This is a genomic window from Spartinivicinus poritis, assembly GCF_028858535.1.
In the GTDB taxonomy this organism is placed as follows: Bacteria; Pseudomonadota; Gammaproteobacteria; order Pseudomonadales; family Zooshikellaceae; genus Spartinivicinus; species Spartinivicinus poritis.
Genome location: NZ_JAPMOU010000001.1, coordinates 94,129 through 109,960 on the forward strand (window position 1 = coordinate 94,129; position 15,832 = coordinate 109,960).

At 40.4% G+C, this 15,832-nt stretch carries 10 protein-coding genes; all 10 read right to left on the reverse strand.

Annotation, left to right across the window (positions count from 1 at the left end):
- Nucleotides 1-30 precede the first annotated feature (30 nt).
- Nucleotides 31-828: a class I SAM-dependent methyltransferase gene (locus ORQ98_RS00455; protein ID WP_274686797.1), complete on the reverse strand. Its 798-nt coding sequence runs from the start codon at nucleotides 826-828 to the stop codon at nucleotides 31-33.
- Nucleotides 829-850: 22 nt separating this feature from the next.
- Entirely contained in the window at nucleotides 851-1,663 is an 813-nt protein-coding gene (locus ORQ98_RS00460) for an undecaprenyl-diphosphate phosphatase (RefSeq protein ID WP_274686798.1), read from the reverse strand.
- Nucleotides 1,664-1,719: 56 nt separating this feature from the next.
- Nucleotides 1,720-2,397 (reverse strand): tRNA (adenosine(37)-N6)-threonylcarbamoyltransferase complex dimerization subunit type 1 TsaB, encoded by a 678-nt coding sequence (gene tsaB / locus ORQ98_RS00465; RefSeq protein ID WP_274686799.1) that lies wholly within the window; start codon nucleotides 2,395-2,397, stop codon nucleotides 1,720-1,722.
- A 200-nt stretch (nucleotides 2,398-2,597) separates the two neighbouring features.
- Entirely contained in the window at nucleotides 2,598-3,698 is a 1,101-nt protein-coding gene (locus ORQ98_RS00470) for a hypothetical protein (protein WP_274686800.1), read from the reverse strand.
- A 2,277-nt stretch (nucleotides 3,699-5,975) separates the two neighbouring features.
- Nucleotides 5,976-6,623, reverse strand: a complete 648-nt coding sequence (gene adk, locus ORQ98_RS00475) for an adenylate kinase (protein WP_274686801.1) — start codon at nucleotides 6,621-6,623, stop codon at nucleotides 5,976-5,978.
- A gap of 183 nt (nucleotides 6,624-6,806) precedes the next feature.
- Nucleotides 6,807-8,231: an HDOD domain-containing protein gene (locus ORQ98_RS00480; protein WP_274686802.1), complete on the reverse strand. Its 1,425-nt coding sequence runs from the start codon at nucleotides 8,229-8,231 to the stop codon at nucleotides 6,807-6,809.
- Between the two features lie 312 nt (nucleotides 8,232-8,543).
- On the reverse strand, nucleotides 8,544-11,174 hold the full coding sequence (ppc, locus tag ORQ98_RS00485; protein ID WP_274686803.1) for a phosphoenolpyruvate carboxylase: 2,631 nt from the start codon (nucleotides 11,172-11,174) through the stop codon (nucleotides 8,544-8,546).
- Between the two features lie 67 nt (nucleotides 11,175-11,241).
- A complete protein-coding gene (gene mazG, locus ORQ98_RS00490; protein ID WP_274686804.1) occupies nucleotides 11,242-12,075 on the reverse strand; it encodes a nucleoside triphosphate pyrophosphohydrolase in 834 nt (277 codons plus the stop codon).
- Nucleotides 12,076-12,172: 97 nt separating this feature from the next.
- Nucleotides 12,173-14,413 (reverse strand): GTP diphosphokinase, encoded by a 2,241-nt coding sequence (gene relA, locus ORQ98_RS00495; RefSeq protein ID WP_274686805.1) that lies wholly within the window; start codon nucleotides 14,411-14,413, stop codon nucleotides 12,173-12,175.
- Between the two features lie 488 nt (nucleotides 14,414-14,901).
- On the reverse strand, nucleotides 14,902-15,801 hold the full coding sequence (gene cysM, locus ORQ98_RS00500; RefSeq protein ID WP_274686806.1) for a cysteine synthase CysM: 900 nt from the start codon (nucleotides 15,799-15,801) through the stop codon (nucleotides 14,902-14,904).
- Between the last annotated feature and the right edge of the window lie 31 nt (nucleotides 15,802-15,832).

Here is a 15,832-nt window from a genome sequence, read left to right on the forward strand (position 1 = left end):
GTATTCAAACCTTATTTTGCATATGGACTACTAGCTACCAAATGCTTTATTCACATAAACATCAAAACGACCAGACTTACCTGTTAACTGATAAGTTGGGGCTTTATCAGCCAAATAAGGTGCAAGCTTTGGTCTTTTGACGACCACGCGATACTTAGCAATTGCAATAGCTGCATCCAATAAATAGTCTGCATCTAAGTCTTGACCTAATAGCTGTTGAAAAATTCGCATTTCCTTTTTGACTTTGGCGCTTTTTTCTCGATGAGGAAACATAGGGTCTAAATAGACCACATCAAATTGATCAGCTAACCCTAACAATTCTTGCAAATAGTCTTTGGCATCAATACAAAGCAGTTGTAACTGATTAACAATACTAGCAACATCTACATCAATTGCTGCTCTATTAAGGCCATCAGCCAATAATAAGTGAACGACTTTCGAGCGTTCCAGTAATGTCACTTGGCAACCTAAACTGGCTAGAACAAAAGCATCTCGTCCTAAACCAGCAGTTGCATCAAGAACTTGTAACTTTTTAACTTTATTTAAACCGACTGCTTTGGCAATTGCTTGGTTTTTCCCTCCCCCATATTTTCTTCTATGCGCTAAAGCACCAGTAACAAAATCTACTCTTACAGGGTTAGTTGATTTTTTTCCAGTTTCCGCTAAAACAACGCCATCTCCTGTTACCTCAATCACTAGATTAGGTATAGTTAACTGCGTTGAGGTTATTACTCCTAAATAAGGACAAGACAGTTGATTTGCTATTTGCTCTGCTTGGTGGGTAAGACTTGCTTCATGACAAATAACCGCTATTTCTGTATCAGACATTTGATAGTTAAACCACAGTTTGTTAGAACTCAATAGCAAAGTACAAGCAAAATAAAACAACACCCAGCAACAACCGGTAAATGACAAATGGCAATAAGCCTATCCGGTTAATAAAGCCTAAGAACCAATGAATACACAAAAAGGCACTCACACCCGCAATGACTGCACCGTAAATCAGTACATCCCAAGCTACAGGTTCAGCAGCAGTCACCAGTTGTAGTATTTTCAAAGTACCAGCAGCTAATATTACAGGTATTGATAATAAGAAAGAAAAGCGTGCTGCGGCAGAACGATTAAATCCTAAAAACAACGCAATGGTAATGGTAATACCTGACCGAGAAGTCCCAGGAATTAAAGCCAGTGCTTGAGCAAAACCTATCAGCAATGCCAGATATATAGTCATTTCTGTTAGCTCTCGGGTCTTTTTCCCTTTCAGCTCTGACTGCCAAAGCAACAATCCAAAAACAATAGTCGTTGTTGCAATCACCAGTGTTGAACGCAGTTTTTCATCCCAACCTAGCAATGAGAGTACACCACCAAACAATAATGCAGGCAGTGTGGCCCAAATAATGCACCAGCTTAATGTTGCCTCATGGCTTGGTTGTTTTTTTATTAGGGAAGCCGTCCATCCTAGCCAAAGTGCTTTAATGTCATTCCAAAAGTAAATACAAACTGCTAGTAAAGTACCAACATGCACAGCGACATCAAACGCATTGCCTTGATCTTGCCAATCAAGTAGTTGAGCAGGCAGTACCAGATGTCCAGAGCTTGAAATAGGTAAAAACTCCGTAATACCTTGAATTAGTGCAAGGATGATAATTTGTAGAAAGTCCATGAATATAGCTGCCAGTTAAGGTAAATTATAACAAGCATCCTAAATAACCAGATGCTCTACTTCTGTTCGCTTTTTTTCTTAGCAACATTATCTCGCAAGTAAACTGGCAAAGCCTGCTCACTACTCACAGTTTTACCTTGTTCAAATAATAAAGTTGCAATTGCTGCTATATCATAGGCATGAGGATACTCATTAATGTAATAGTCTGTCAGCTTAGCATTGAGTATTTCTTGGTATTTCCAACCAGTCCCGATACCAATCCAGTTTCGCTCAGGCTGGAGGATTTCAACTTGTTCAGGCGCTTTAACAACCTCCTTTCCTAACAAGGTCAATTGGTTATTTTGTAAAATGTATTGCGCCCAATAAACCTCATCCATTCGGGCATCTATAGCACATAACACTGAATCAGCTTGATATTGTCGCATACCATAATGCGCTAGTGCTGCTAAGTTTGAGACAGGAATAACAGGCAAATCAGCAGCATAAGACAACCCTTGGGTAATCCCTGCGGCAATTCTCAGCCCTGTAAAAGCACCTGGACCACAACCAAATGCAATCCCATCAAGTTGCTTGATAGTTAAGCCAGCAGTAGCTAATAGCTCATCAATCATTGGGAGAATTTTTTGGCTGTGCTCTCTTGGAATGATTTCAAAGTGTTCAGTAATATTACCATTTAAGGCTAAAGCAACAGAGCAGGCCTCAGTTGCAGTATCTAGTGCTAGCAGTTTAGCCATTAATCTTTTTTCTCCAAACAGATGCCTCTAATAAACGTAATAATTCTACTTATCTAAAAACGTTTTGCCTAACAACTAGCGGACTTTTACTTGTACAAAGTGTGTAGTAAAACCAAAAAAGGCCCTTACGGGCCTTAAATAAAGTATGCTCAGTTATAAATGGTCTGCAATAAACGAAGAGGCTCGTTCAGCATCAAGCACTAAGATGCCTTTTTAGGTGGACGACCGCGACGCTTTGGTTGAGCAGAGGTCGCTGGTTTTGCAGCTTTAGCTTTTGCTGGACGACCACGTTTTTTCGGTGCAGCGGTAGTTGCACTTGCCGCTTTAGCCGGACGGCCACGCTTTTTCGCTGCAGTGGTAGTTGTGCTTGCCGCTTTAGCTGGACGGCCACGCTTTTTCGCTGCAGTGGTAGTTGCAGCACCTGCTTTTGGTGGACGACCACGACGTTTTGGCGCAGCTGCAGAAGCCGCTGTTGTCGCTGCTTTGGGTGGACGACCGCGACGTTTTGGCCCAGCTGCAGTAGTAGATGCTTTTGCTGGGCGGCCTCGTTTTTTCGGTGCAGCAGCAGTTGCCGTGCTTGCTTTTGGTGGACGACCACGACGTTTTGGTGCCCCTGCAGTTGCTGTGCTTGATTTAGCTGGACGACCACGGCGACCTGTAGTAGTTTTTGCTTTTTTAGCTGCTGTCTTTTCAAGCTGAGCAGCTTTTGCTGCGATCTTTTTAACCGCTTGCTTCAGTTTTGTCGCTTCGGCTTTAGCTCGCTTATCAACTTTCGCTTTATCAGATTTATTGCGAGACTTTAACCATTTTTCTTCAAACGCCTTTACTGCTTTAGCCAGATCGGCCTCTGATTTTTCAGCAAGTGCTGCACGATATTCTTCAACTCGCTGCTGCATTGCTTCTTCAGCTTCCTGCTCTTTTGCTTTTACAGTCGCTACTTTTTCTTGAAACTTAGCAGCTTTCAGCGTTTCTTTAGCTGACTTAATCTTTTCATTAATGTCAGCAACTTTTTGCACTGCTTTTTCTACTCTGGCTTTATTTGTAGCAGTTGCTTTTACTTTTACTTGAGCTCTTGCATCCGCAACTTTTTGTTTCTCATCAGCCAATTTAGCTTGTAAAGTTGCAACCTGCTGTTCAGCTTTTGCCACTTCATTTTCAACTTTAGCTAATCCTGGCTTTGCTACTGCTTTTACTTTAGCGGTAGAAGTCGCTTTTGCTGCTGCCGCTTTTGGTGGACGACCACGACGTTTTGGTTGAGCAGCCCCTGCGGACTTTGCTGAAGGTTTTCTGCCTCTCGCCATTTTAAATCTCCTGAGCAGGAATCAAATTAGAGTTATCAATAAAAACATAGCACAAAAAGTGCTTACCCAATAGTTAAAGTGCGAATAATATTTAAATCTAAGAAATTTTTCACCCTTTTTTTACTTAATTTTGTTTTTTTGAACTATCAGCAGTAGATTTCATACCAAATCTCCCTGAAAAGTTGGCAAGCTTAAACCCACTTTCTCGATAAAAGCCAATTTCATTTATCAACGATACGATTATTTTAGAGACTTCCATCAATTAAAGAACTACCAAGCTATTACAGTTTATCCACAGTATTGGCCTTGATCTCCGAACGCTAAGGCCATTACTTCAGTCGTACTATCCAGTTACCCAAGCTAATACCTCTATTAGTCACTTTATCTAATGAACCTGCAAAAAGTTAAATACTAACAATGATACTTTCCCTGTCAGGAAGTTAAAAAGTTTTGTATTCACAACCCCACTAGGACAATTTCGCTAAAAAGTAATTCTCTCAGAGACTCTTCATACTGAATACTTTTGGTAACAGATCAATAAATAGATGTATATCTGAACAGTGGTTTACTAAAACTTTTATTCTCTGCAAACCAGCAACCTAGAGGCTTTCTAGCTTAAAAGTTGAACACTCAGATTAATAACATTATCCAAGCCGTTCAATAAAACCCTGATACTTTACTTTATAAAACAACAAACACAAACCATGTATTTGCCCACCATTTTACTTTATCAAAATAGCTACCCGCTTCTTTTAGTCTACCCTCTAACACACAATTAGACTGCTAAAACAGACACCTTCAACTGCACGTTAATCATTGTGTTAGGAAAGAGCAATAGCGTAAGTTTCATGTTCAAACTGCATTCCTTCACTAAAGCAGCGCTTAAGAATCTTTCACGAAGCGTATATCTTGTGTATTGATTGATAAAGTCATACAGGCTTCAATCATACACTGCTACAAAACTGACTACCCAAATATAGCAATATGATTTTGTAGCTAACTTAACTGATAAAAGAGTACACCTATTTCCATCCTGTCTCTATGCAATCAAACTATTACCTGCTTTCTTAAAACTGAAAGATAATTATCAGTGTAGCTTCACTTTTTGTGGACAAAAATACTGTATAGATGCCAAAGGATAGATTTTTTTATCAAAAAGTCATTGCTAACAGGGTAAAACGACCGGCCTAATAGTAGTTGAAAGCAAACCGTTCTTTATGCCAATCACAAAGCATTTTTAAGGTGGGTCTGATGTCCTAAAAATCATATACTACCCACTTAGTTAATCGACTATTATGACCTACTCATCTTTCACTGAGTTCAGTTGTTGAGCCCCTTTCTATACCCAAGCTTTATATAAACAAACCAATACAAGTACCAACAAAAAACAAGTTATGAATGACTAGTAACTAGGCCTTGAAGTATTTTATTGAGGAATAATCATTTAGAGTTAACTAATTGAAGCAAAATAGGTAGGTTAAGCCTTTCTTCTATTCTGAAAACATTACTCCACTATAACAAGAAATTTACAGTTAAAGTGGGGAAGAGACATTATTATCTCTACTCATGCATGTGGCTTTTATGTACATACGACTGTCGTGTAAATTTCAACCAAGCCTCTACAGGGTTTTTACTTCAATCCAAACAGGGCTGGTCACAAAGTCACTTTATAATGTGATAGTTAGCAAGTTTCAACCAATTGAACATATTTCAATCAAACAAATATAATACAGAAGCCTAGTAATCTGAATTGACCAGTCTTGATTCCTTATTAGATGCTAACTCCTATGAAGAACATTTTAGGATGACATCCAGTAGCGCCTTTATATTAGTTTAAGTAGCTATTACAAGTCTTACAGTAGCAAGCTGCCTCTACCCTAGGTTATTTACAGTCGTTCAGCAACACGATGATAGCAAAGCTGACTGAAGGTAATTGCAGGAGGGGATTTATAAAACTCATCTGTGAAGGCTATATTTCTTCAGATATTAGATAGGCTAAACAATTGAATATATACCCTTCACAGCAAATTCTAGGTATTGGGTATACAATAGAGAGATTCAAACATTAGTGAAATAATTAACTACAATGAGATCCTTTAATAAGCCACTCTAAAGTCATATACAATTTTACTCATGTTACAGGATTAATTCTGTATGCAGTTTGGAGTCCCATATCCAAAGTAAGGTAACCACTGCACTCCTATTTTACAAAAACAAAAAAGCCAGCCACCCTAATAGGTAATAGCTGGCTTTATTGATTACATAAAAGTTTGCTATTTAGTCTAATAGACCAAATAAAGCTTCACGAATTTCATTCACTTCGCCACTGCCTTTTATTTTGCTATACTTAGCTGCATCAGGCTGGTCTGCTCTGGATTTATAAAAGTCAATCAAAGGGGCTGTTTGCTCATGATATACTTTTAAACGATGGCGAACGGTTTCTTCTGTATCGTCATCTCTTTGTACCAAAGGCTCACCTGTTACATCATCTTTATTTGGTTCTTTGGGTGGATTATAAACCAGATGATAAATACGGCCACTTGCCTCATGAATGCGTCGACCAGTTAAACGCTTAACAATCTCTTCATCATCAACAGCAATTTCTACTACATTGTCAATTTTAATTCCGGCTTGCTCCAACGCTTCTGCTTGAGGAATAGTTCTTGGAAAGCCATCAAAAAGAAATCCGTTTTTACAGTCAGATTGAGCAATTCGCTCCTTCACTAGATCTATAATAATGTCATCAGAAACTAACCCACCTGACTCCATAACAGCCTTAACTTTGAGACCTAACGGACTCTCAGCTTTGACTGCTGCACGTAGCATATCTCCAGTGGAAATTTGTGGGATATTGTAATGTTTAACAATATTTTGCGCCTGGGTACCTTTCCCTGCCCCTGGTGCTCCCAGCAAAATAACTCGCATGTTGTCATTGCTCCTGTAGTTTAAAAGAACTACTGATAGCCTCATTCAAAGACTAACTTTGTAGTGAAATCAATTTTCTGCAAAGATACACAGGTATCACAGGCGACACAAGGCTAGGGCCTATTGGCGTTTACCTGAAGCTGACTATTGTGACTAAAAAGCTCTGGCCCTTTTATCCCATCTTCAGGCAACCAAGCTATGATTAATCTGACTTAAACATTGATATTCACAAAGCGTTTCATTCGCTAGTTGTTGTACTAGCTGCTTAGGTATAGTTAACGCTTTGCAATAATGCTCGCTTGATGCACCTGTTGTTCGATATCCTATCTGGTACTCACTCAATAAGCAGTTTACCAGACTCAACAACAGCGCCATCTTATCGTCTTTAATCACGTCTACAGGTTGAAGGTGAGCACCTATGCTTTCACACAAATGAGATGGCCACCCCCATTTAAGCAACAAACAAGCACCTAGTGCCGGATAACCCATTCTTAATACACTATTTGCTTGTCCCAAACGTACTAGCTTACTCGCCAGGTTACGGACTGGCTCTCGAGGGTTTGCATTCGCCATTTTATTTAATAAGACAAACTCGGGAGGGTAAAAATGGCCTATTGCCAAGATACCCATTTGATGGATTAAACCTAACAAATGGGCAGTGTGTTGTTTATCTTGTAACTGGTCACACTCAGCAGCAATTTTTTGCGCAAGCCGCGAGCTGTATAATGCAACACGCCACCAGGCAGATTTCCCAACAACCCCTCTTAAAGGCGTTCTAAGCTGCTGTAGGATGAGTATGCCTATTGCTAAATTAGCAGCAATCCTTGGCGTTAAACTTTGTATCACTGTCTCGAGATCATGGAAATCTTCAGTTGCGCCTAATACATCACTATGTCTAGATAATGTGCTTACATATTGAATTAAGTGCTTTTTAATGCCTGGTGCATTTTTAAGCTGCGAGATAACAAATGCTGTATCATCACTTTTTTCTGTCAACAGCTCAGCGACTAGCTCATTTTGCTGGGGCCAATCTATTAAACCATTACCCCCTTGGCTCATTGATGCATCTGAGTAGCAGCAGGTGTGAGAGATGAGAGGTTTATTGGCTGCAGAGGACTGCTGTTGATCCTCCTCCTCAATAGCAGTATCTGGAAAAGAAACAAAAAGTGCATGAGGGTTTAAAAATTTAAACTCGTCAACAGCAACACCTATCAAAAAGCTAGAACATCCTGCAACAAAATAAACTTTGTTGGCACACAACAACTGACTATCAATCACACAGCGTAAGCGGTACGGCTCACTTAAGGCTGGTGTCGCTCCCGGCTCACAATCAGCAAATATTTTATTGACTACTGATACCGTCAGCGGTGTCACGGGATGTCCCAACAACTTACCCAGTTGGGTTTGAGAAACTACCTGATCAGCCCCTCTCACTACCATCAACAACTGCTGGTTCATACGATACATAGAAGGTAAAGCCAGCTGTTGGGGTTGAATGCCTATCTGTTTAATTGCAGCCAAGAAAGGCACATCTCGCCTAATTTGCAAGGTTTGAAAGGAGACCCCCTTGGCAGCAAGGTAACGTTTTACTCGCGTTGCAATATGCATGGCTTATCCCAGACCTACTTAAACTAAACCATGGCGTTAGATTGTTATATTTATCATTTAAAAAGCTTCCAGAAATAAATTATGGCTCACAATGAATAAATTGCGACTGTAATTTACAATTTTTTTACAAGAACGCCTCCTTGCGATCATCTTTACTGGCTTTCGCGTATCTCATTACTTGCTATCAATCAACACAGTAATAATGAGCTTTACACTATAACTATAATGACTGCAACTATAATAACTATAACTGTCTTAAGTTATACCTTATCTTTTTCCTAACTAATAATAGCAGCCTTGAATGGATATTTATCAACCAGTATTTCGCATCCCTGCAGCAATGCCTGTTATTGTTACCATTAACGCCTGCTCGATCAGGTCTGTTACCGACTCTGGGTTATTTCTGGCTCGATAGAGCAGCTCTACTTGTAGTACATTCAACGGATCTGTATATGGGTTTCTTAGTGCAATTGACTGTTGCACCCATGGGTCATCAGCTAATAATACATCTGATCCAGTAATTTGTTTAATGACGGATGCCGTATGTGCTAATTGCTGTTGAAGTTGCTCTCCTAGAGGTTTGAGTGCAACAGGTACTAAACGATCATCATAATGAGCAGCCAGTGTTAAGTCAGCTTTAGCCAAAACCATTTCCAGCATGTTCATCCTGGCCCGAAAAAAAGGCCATTGGGTCATCATTTCCGTTAACGTATCTTTACCAAACTCAGTGAGCACTGTCTCAAGAGCTTCTCCAGCCCCTAGCCAAGAAGGGAGCATTAAACGGTTTTGAGTCCAAGCAAAAATCCAGGGGATAGCACGTAAACTTTCAATACCCCCTGCTTGTTTTCGTTTAGCAGGACGACTGCCCAGTGGTAGCTTTGCTAATTCTTGCTCTGGCGTAGCTGCACGAAAATAATCAACGAAATCAGGTGTTTCTTTAACTGTTTTTCGATAAACACTTAATGACTTATTTGCTATTTTAGCCATTGTATCGCGCCAGTTATCAACTGGAACTGGCGGTGGCAACAGTTTAGCCTCAATTGCTGCACACCAGTAAAGCACCATACTTCTTACAGCCACATCAGGTAGACCAAACTTGAAGCGAATCATTTCTCCCTGTTCAGTCACCCGCATACCATAGTCTAATGAGCCAGGTGGTTGGGATAATATAGCAGCATGGGCAGGGCCACCCCCTCGTCCAATAGTTCCACCTCTACCATGAAAAAGTACCAGTTTTACTTGATACTTGCTGGCTACTTGTACCAGTTTTTCCTGTGCCTGATACTGCGCCCAGGCAGCAGTCAAAAAGCCAGCATCTTTAGCAGAGTCCGAATAACCAATCATGACTTGTTGGTAGCCATTAATATACTGCTGATACCATTCAACACTTAATAGCCGATCAATACTTTCGGCCGCCTGATCAAGATCAGCCAGTGTTTCAAACAGTGGTACTACAGGTATTTTAAAGCTAACATCAGTTGCTTTGAGTAAAAGCAATACCGCCAAGACATCAGATGGCTGACTGGCCATTGAAATCACATAACTCCCCATTGCAGTTGCTGGCTGCGAAGCAATTACCCGACAGGTATTCAGTAACTCTTGAGTTGCAGCAGAGGGTTGCCATTTGGTTGGAATTAATGGTCTTTTACTAGCTAATTCCTGCAACAAAAACTGCTGCTTTTGTTGTTCATCCCACTCAGCATAATTACCGAGCTCTAAATAATTCACAATTTCAGCAATGGCCTCAGTGTGACGACCTGCTTCCTGACGAATATCCAATTTAACTAAATGCAGACCAAAGCAATATGCTCGATATAATGTGTCTAGTATGGGGCCATTTGCAATGATTTCCATGCCACAATCAACCAATGACTGATAGCATAACTCTAATGGCTGAATTAACGCTTGATCATCAAGCAATACATCTTCGCTTGGGTTTACTGATGCATCTAATGATTGCTCAGCCCATAGTAATGTAGCTTTTAAACGCTGTTTTAATTGTTTTAGTAGAGCACGATAAGGCTCATTAGCATCTCCCACTTCAGCACGTAATGGTTCACTGCAAACCACCATTGATAGCTCATCAATTAACAGCTGAATATCTCTTAAGTATAAATCTGCAGCCATCCAGCGAGATAACAGCAACACCTCAGCCGTGACCTTGGCAGTTACATTGGGATTACCATCTCTATCCCCTCCCATCCAAGAAGCAAATCGAATAGGAATAACCTGCTTTGTCAGCTTTATATCGAGTACTGTTTCCAACTCTTTAGTTAACACCCGACAAAAAGCAGGTACCGCTGACCACAATGAGTTTTCAATCGTTGCAAATCCCCACTTAGCTTCATCTACAGGAGTAGGACGATGTTGTCGAATTTCATTAGTATGCCAGGCTTGGCTAATTAATTGAGCTAGTCGGTTGTGTATGCTTTCCTGCTTTGCTGAATCACCATCATTATCTTTTTCTGCTAAACAATCTGAAATTGCTTCATGCTTTTTAATTAATGTACGGCGAGTGACTTCTGTTGGATGAGCAGTTAACACCAGCTCAATTGCCATTTGCTCAATAGCTTCAGTGATAATCTGCTTATTCAGGGGCTGAGATTTAAGCTTTTGCAATAATGCATTGATGGGGTTAGCTTGAATGGTTTCATCTTGATAAAAGGGTGAAATGGTATGATATTGTTCTGCAATATTAGCTAAATTGAGAAACTGACTAAATGCACGGGCTAATGGCAAAAGCTCATCATCACTCAATTGCTGTAGTGCTTCACCTAACGCTTGATGATCAGGCGCTCCTTCAGCACGCTCAGATTTGGATAACTGTCTAATCCACTCAACTTTACCTAAAAACTCATCACCTAAGTCATTTTTTATTGTCTGGCCAAGAAACTCACCCAGCAAATGAACATCATTCCACAGTGCAGCCTGTGAATCATTCATTAAATTCTCCTATTTGTTACTCGCTTATAGGGTTACACTTTTTGACATACATTAAAAGTCACATACATTAGTTTTGATTATTTTCTTTCGCTTGGTTCCATAACCAATCCATTTCACTTAATGTCGCGTCCATTAATGTTTTATTTTGCTTAGTTAATTGCTGCTCTATCCAGCTAAACCGCTTAATAAACTTATTATTGGTTTGTTCCAAAGCTTGCTCAGGATTAACTTTAAGGTGCCGCGCCAGATTTACACAACAAAACAACAAGTCTCCTAACTCAGCTTCAATATTTTGCTGGTTATCTGCTTCAAGTTCAGTTTCTAGCTCAGCCAGCTCTTCTTTAAGCTTGGCTAATACCAGTTTAACCTCATCCCAATCAAACCCTGTTTTTGCAGCTTGCTTTTGCAATTTATAGGCTTTTATTAATGCTGGCAGCCCAACAGGCACTTCATCAATAAAAAACTGCTCTTGTTTTTTATTTGCCGACGCGGCAGCTTGTTGTTTTTCTATTGTTTTAATTTTTTCCCAGTTAACTGCTATTTGTTGCTCATTAATACCCTCATCTGGTTTACGCTGAGAGCTTAATGTCCCTTCAGGAAAAACATGCGGATGACGCCTGATAAGTTTTTCTACTAGTCGACTCACAATACTATCAAAATTAAACCGTGACTCTTCTTGGGCTAACTGAGCATAGAAAATGACTTGAAAAAGCAAATCCCCCAACTCTTCTTCTAAGTGATCATAATCTTGTTTAGCTATCGCATCTGCAACTTCATAAGCCTCTTCAATAGTATGCGGGACAATTGTCCGGTAGCTCTGCTTTATGTCCCATGGGCAACCTAGTTTTGGGTCTCGTAACCGCTGCATTAAATATAATAAATCTTCAGTTGTATACTTCATAGAGTCAACCAGGTTATATGACTAAGACTAATACGAGGCTTTTAAGGCATAATCCCTAAAAACCTCCTAGCAAGCCATATCTTTCATTTTTAGCACATTAGTGCTGCTTATCCCTAACCACTTCAATAACATTGGATACTTGATTAATTTTAGCTAACACCCTACCCAATGCCTGCAAACTACTTACTTCAATCGTTAGTTTCATCACAGCTAAATTATCATCTTTATCTGACTGAGTATTCACAGCTAACACATTGACTTTCTCATTCGCTAAAACAATCGTAATATCTCGCAACAAGCCAGACCGGTCGTAAGCTTTTATCAACACATTAACCGGGTAAATGTTTACTTGCTCACTAACCCAGCCAACTTCAATAAACCGCACAGGCTCCTTTTCTTGAAGCTGCAATGCCGTTGGACAATCTTGACGGTGAATGGTCACCCCCCTTCCAACAGTAATGTATCCCACAATATCATCGCCAGGTAGTGGGTGGCAGCAGCCAGCCATCTGAGTCAGTAAATTACCCACACCACTCACAATAACATCACTGTCTACAACTTTACTGTGCTGACTGGGGCGAGCTTTCAACTCAAATTCTTTAACGTCCTTAGGCTCTACTAGTTGCTGTGCGGCATTAATGACATGGTTTTGTTTTAAATCACCAGCACCGACTGCCGCATACATATCATCTGCCGTTTGATAGTTTACTTTACTGGCTAGCTCATCATAGTCTTCTATTTTTAACGCTAGTCGCTTAAGCTCTCGTTCAAGTTGGGCTCGACCAGCAAATATATTCTGCTCTCGATCCTGTTCTTTAAACCAATGGGTGATTTTAGCCCTAGCTCTTGATGTTGTAATATAACCCAAATTGGGATTTAACCAGTCCCTACTTGGGCTTGCTCCTGGGCCTGTTAAAATCTCAACTTGATCACCTGTTCGCAAGGTATGACTCAGTGGCACTATTCGCCCACCCACTTTAGCTCCACGACAGGTATTACCCACTTCAGTATGAATTCGGTAGGCAAAATCTATGGGTGTGGCTCCTAAAGACAAATCGACTACGTGACCATCTTTGGTAAACACATAAATACGATCAGGCTCAATATCAGCACGTAGTTGATCCGCAAGGTTCTCCATATCACCAATTTCTTCATGCCACTCGAGCACCTGCCTTAACCAGGCAATTTTTTCTTCATAGCTATCACTAGCAGAATTAATATCTGTGCCCTTATAAAGCCAGTGAGCACAAACTCCCTTTTCTGCTTCTTCATGCATATTGTAAGTACGGATTTGCACTTCAAGATTTTTGCCATCAGGGCCTATAACTGCCGTATGTAATGATCGATAGCCATTTTCTTTAGGGGTGGCGATATAGTCGTCAAATTCTTTGGGGATATGCTTCCATAGGGAATGGATAATACCTAATGTGGCATAGCAGTCTCTTACTTCAGGCACTAATACTCTGACTGCCCTGACATCATAAACTTCTCTAAACTCAATGCCTTTACGGCGCATTTTGCGCCAAATACTATAAATATGTTTTGCACGCCCAGTGATGTCGGATTCTATACCTGCTGCGGTGAGAGATGTTTTTAGTGCTTTTATTGCATTAGCAATATATTGCTCTCGATCTACCCGCCGCTCATCCAATAATCTGGCAATTTTTTTGTAATCTTGGGGCTTTAAGTAACGAAAAGAAAGGTCTTCCAGCTCCCACTTGATATAACCAATCCCCAATCGATGAGCCAAAGGAGCATAGATGTTAAATACTTCTTGAGCCACTCGTCGCCGCTTTTCTTTATCGGCATGTTTTACTGCTCTAATTGCACAGGTTCGCTCAGCCAGTTTAATCAACGCGACTCTTACATCGTCAATCACTGATACCAGCATCTTTCTTACTTTATCTAATTGGCCATGCTCCTGACCAAGCACTCTATTGCGGTTATGCATTTGTAAAGAGCTAATTGCCGCCATGCCTAACACACCTTCAATTAACTTGGCGACACGCCCTCCAAATTGCTCTTTAACCTTTTTAATCGGTAATTTATGTTCTCTAACTCCGCGATAGAGAATAGCGGCTATCAGGCTTTCCTGGTCGAGGTTTAATTCAGAAAGAATTTGTGCCATCTCCAGCCCAGTACGAAAGCTGCTGGCACCTTCAACCCAAATATTTTTTTCTGAGCTTGCTTCTAACTCCGCTTGTTTACTAATACTACAAGCCAGCTGAACCTGCCCCATATCTTTAATATTGGCATCCTGACCAAATCGAGACAGCCAGGCATCAATATTGACAGAACCATCTTCATGTATAGGGTGTTCTTCACGTACTTTAACCATGAGTGATCCACTGATCCGTTCTAGTGTTGCATTCTATAATGTAAGAATGCACCAGTAGCCTGTTTAACCATTACGAAAGCACTGTCTAAAAATCAATCAAATGAAAATCAACTGAGTAATATTAAAACTTTTGACTTAACCTCAGCGTATGTCATTCAAAACCACTTATTATAACTAGTGGAAATATATACAAAAGTCATAATGCACTTGGCTAATTTTTGTTACACCCATTGTTTTCATTTAAAAAGCGCCTGCTCATAATGCTACAGCTTATAAGACTACAGATAACTACATTAGTGCTTTGCCAAACAGCCTTCTTAGCGATAAGTTAATAGTTAAGTATTACAGGCAACCATATTAACTTATTTTTTGTCAATTATGACTAAGTAATGAGTATAAGTTTATTAAACGACTATTTAACAGGCAGGAGTTGCAGGTAGTTAATGCCATATTCTCGTAACGCTCAGTTACGAGAACACTATCAGGTATTATTTTGAACTAAATACACCAGTTGATAAATACCGATCACCTCGATCACAAATAATGGCAACAATCGTCGCATTTTCAACCTGCTGAGCTATTGTCAATGCAGCAGCTACTGCCCCACCTGAGGATACACCACAGAAGATACCCTCCTCTTGAGCCAGCCTACGCATTGTAACTTCTGCTTCCTGCTGAGTTATGTCCATTACCTGGTCAACACGCTCAGGTTCAAAAATAGTTGGTAAGTAAGCTTTTGGCCACCGGCGAATTCCTGGAATACTCGCCCCTTCAGCAGGCTGTAAACCAATAATTTGTACTGCTTGATTCTGCTCCTTTAAATAACGCGAGGTTCCCATTATAGTGCCAGTAGTTCCCATTGAGCTGATAAAGTGGGTGACTTCTCCTTGGGTTTGTTGCCATATTTCTGGGCCTGTTCCCAAATAATGTGCTAAAGGATTTGCTTTATTAGCAAATTGATTCAGCACTAAACCTTTACCTTCTCGCTCCATCTGTTCTGCCAAGTCACGTGCACCTTCCATCCCCTGCTCCTGACTGACACTAATTAGCTCTGCACCATAGGCCGACATTGCAGAGCGTCGCTCCTCACTCATATTGTCAGGCATAATTAACACCATTCGATAGCCTTTAATTGCAGCTGCCATCGCCAAAGCAATCCCTGTATTACCACTGGTTGCTTCAATAAGCGTATCACCCGGTTTAATGGCGCCCAGTCGCTCCGCTTCATTAATCATCATTAATGCAGGGCGGTCTTTGACTGAACCTGCTGGATTATTTCCCTCCAACTTAACAAGTACATTATTCGTAGTATTACCCGTCAACCGCTGTAATCGAACCAAAGGAGTATTACCAACCAATGACTCAATGGTGGGATAATTTACCGCCATGCTTTATCCTCATCTAGAATTTATAACTTCT

Excerpts from the sequence above, each read along its gene's own strand:
- ORQ98_RS00455 (WP_274686797.1), bottom strand. The coding sequence starts at position 828 with ATGTCTGATACAGAAATAGCGGTTATTTGTCATGAAGCAAGTCTTACC.
- ORQ98_RS00460 (WP_274686798.1), bottom strand. The coding sequence starts at position 1,663 with ATGGACTTTCTACAAATTATCATCCTTGCACTAATTCAAGGTATTACG.
- tsaB (WP_274686799.1), bottom strand. The coding sequence starts at position 2,397 with ATGGCTAAACTGCTAGCACTAGATACTGCAACTGAGGCCTGCTCTGTT.
- ORQ98_RS00470 (WP_274686800.1), bottom strand. The coding sequence starts at position 3,698 with ATGGCGAGAGGCAGAAAACCTTCAGCAAAGTCCGCAGGGGCTGCTCAA.
- adk (WP_274686801.1), bottom strand. The coding sequence starts at position 6,623 with ATGCGAGTTATTTTGCTGGGAGCACCAGGGGCAGGGAAAGGTACCCAG.
- ORQ98_RS00480 (WP_274686802.1), bottom strand. The coding sequence starts at position 8,231 with ATGCATATTGCAACGCGAGTAAAACGTTACCTTGCTGCCAAGGGGGTC.
- ppc (WP_274686803.1), bottom strand. The coding sequence starts at position 11,174 with ATGAATGATTCACAGGCTGCACTGTGGAATGATGTTCATTTGCTGGGT.
- mazG (WP_274686804.1), bottom strand. The coding sequence starts at position 12,075 with ATGAAGTATACAACTGAAGATTTATTATATTTAATGCAGCGGTTACGA.
- relA (WP_274686805.1), bottom strand. The coding sequence starts at position 14,413 with ATGGTTAAAGTACGTGAAGAACACCCTATACATGAAGATGGTTCTGTC.
- cysM (WP_274686806.1), bottom strand. The coding sequence starts at position 15,801 with ATGGCGGTAAATTATCCCACCATTGAGTCATTGGTTGGTAATACTCCT.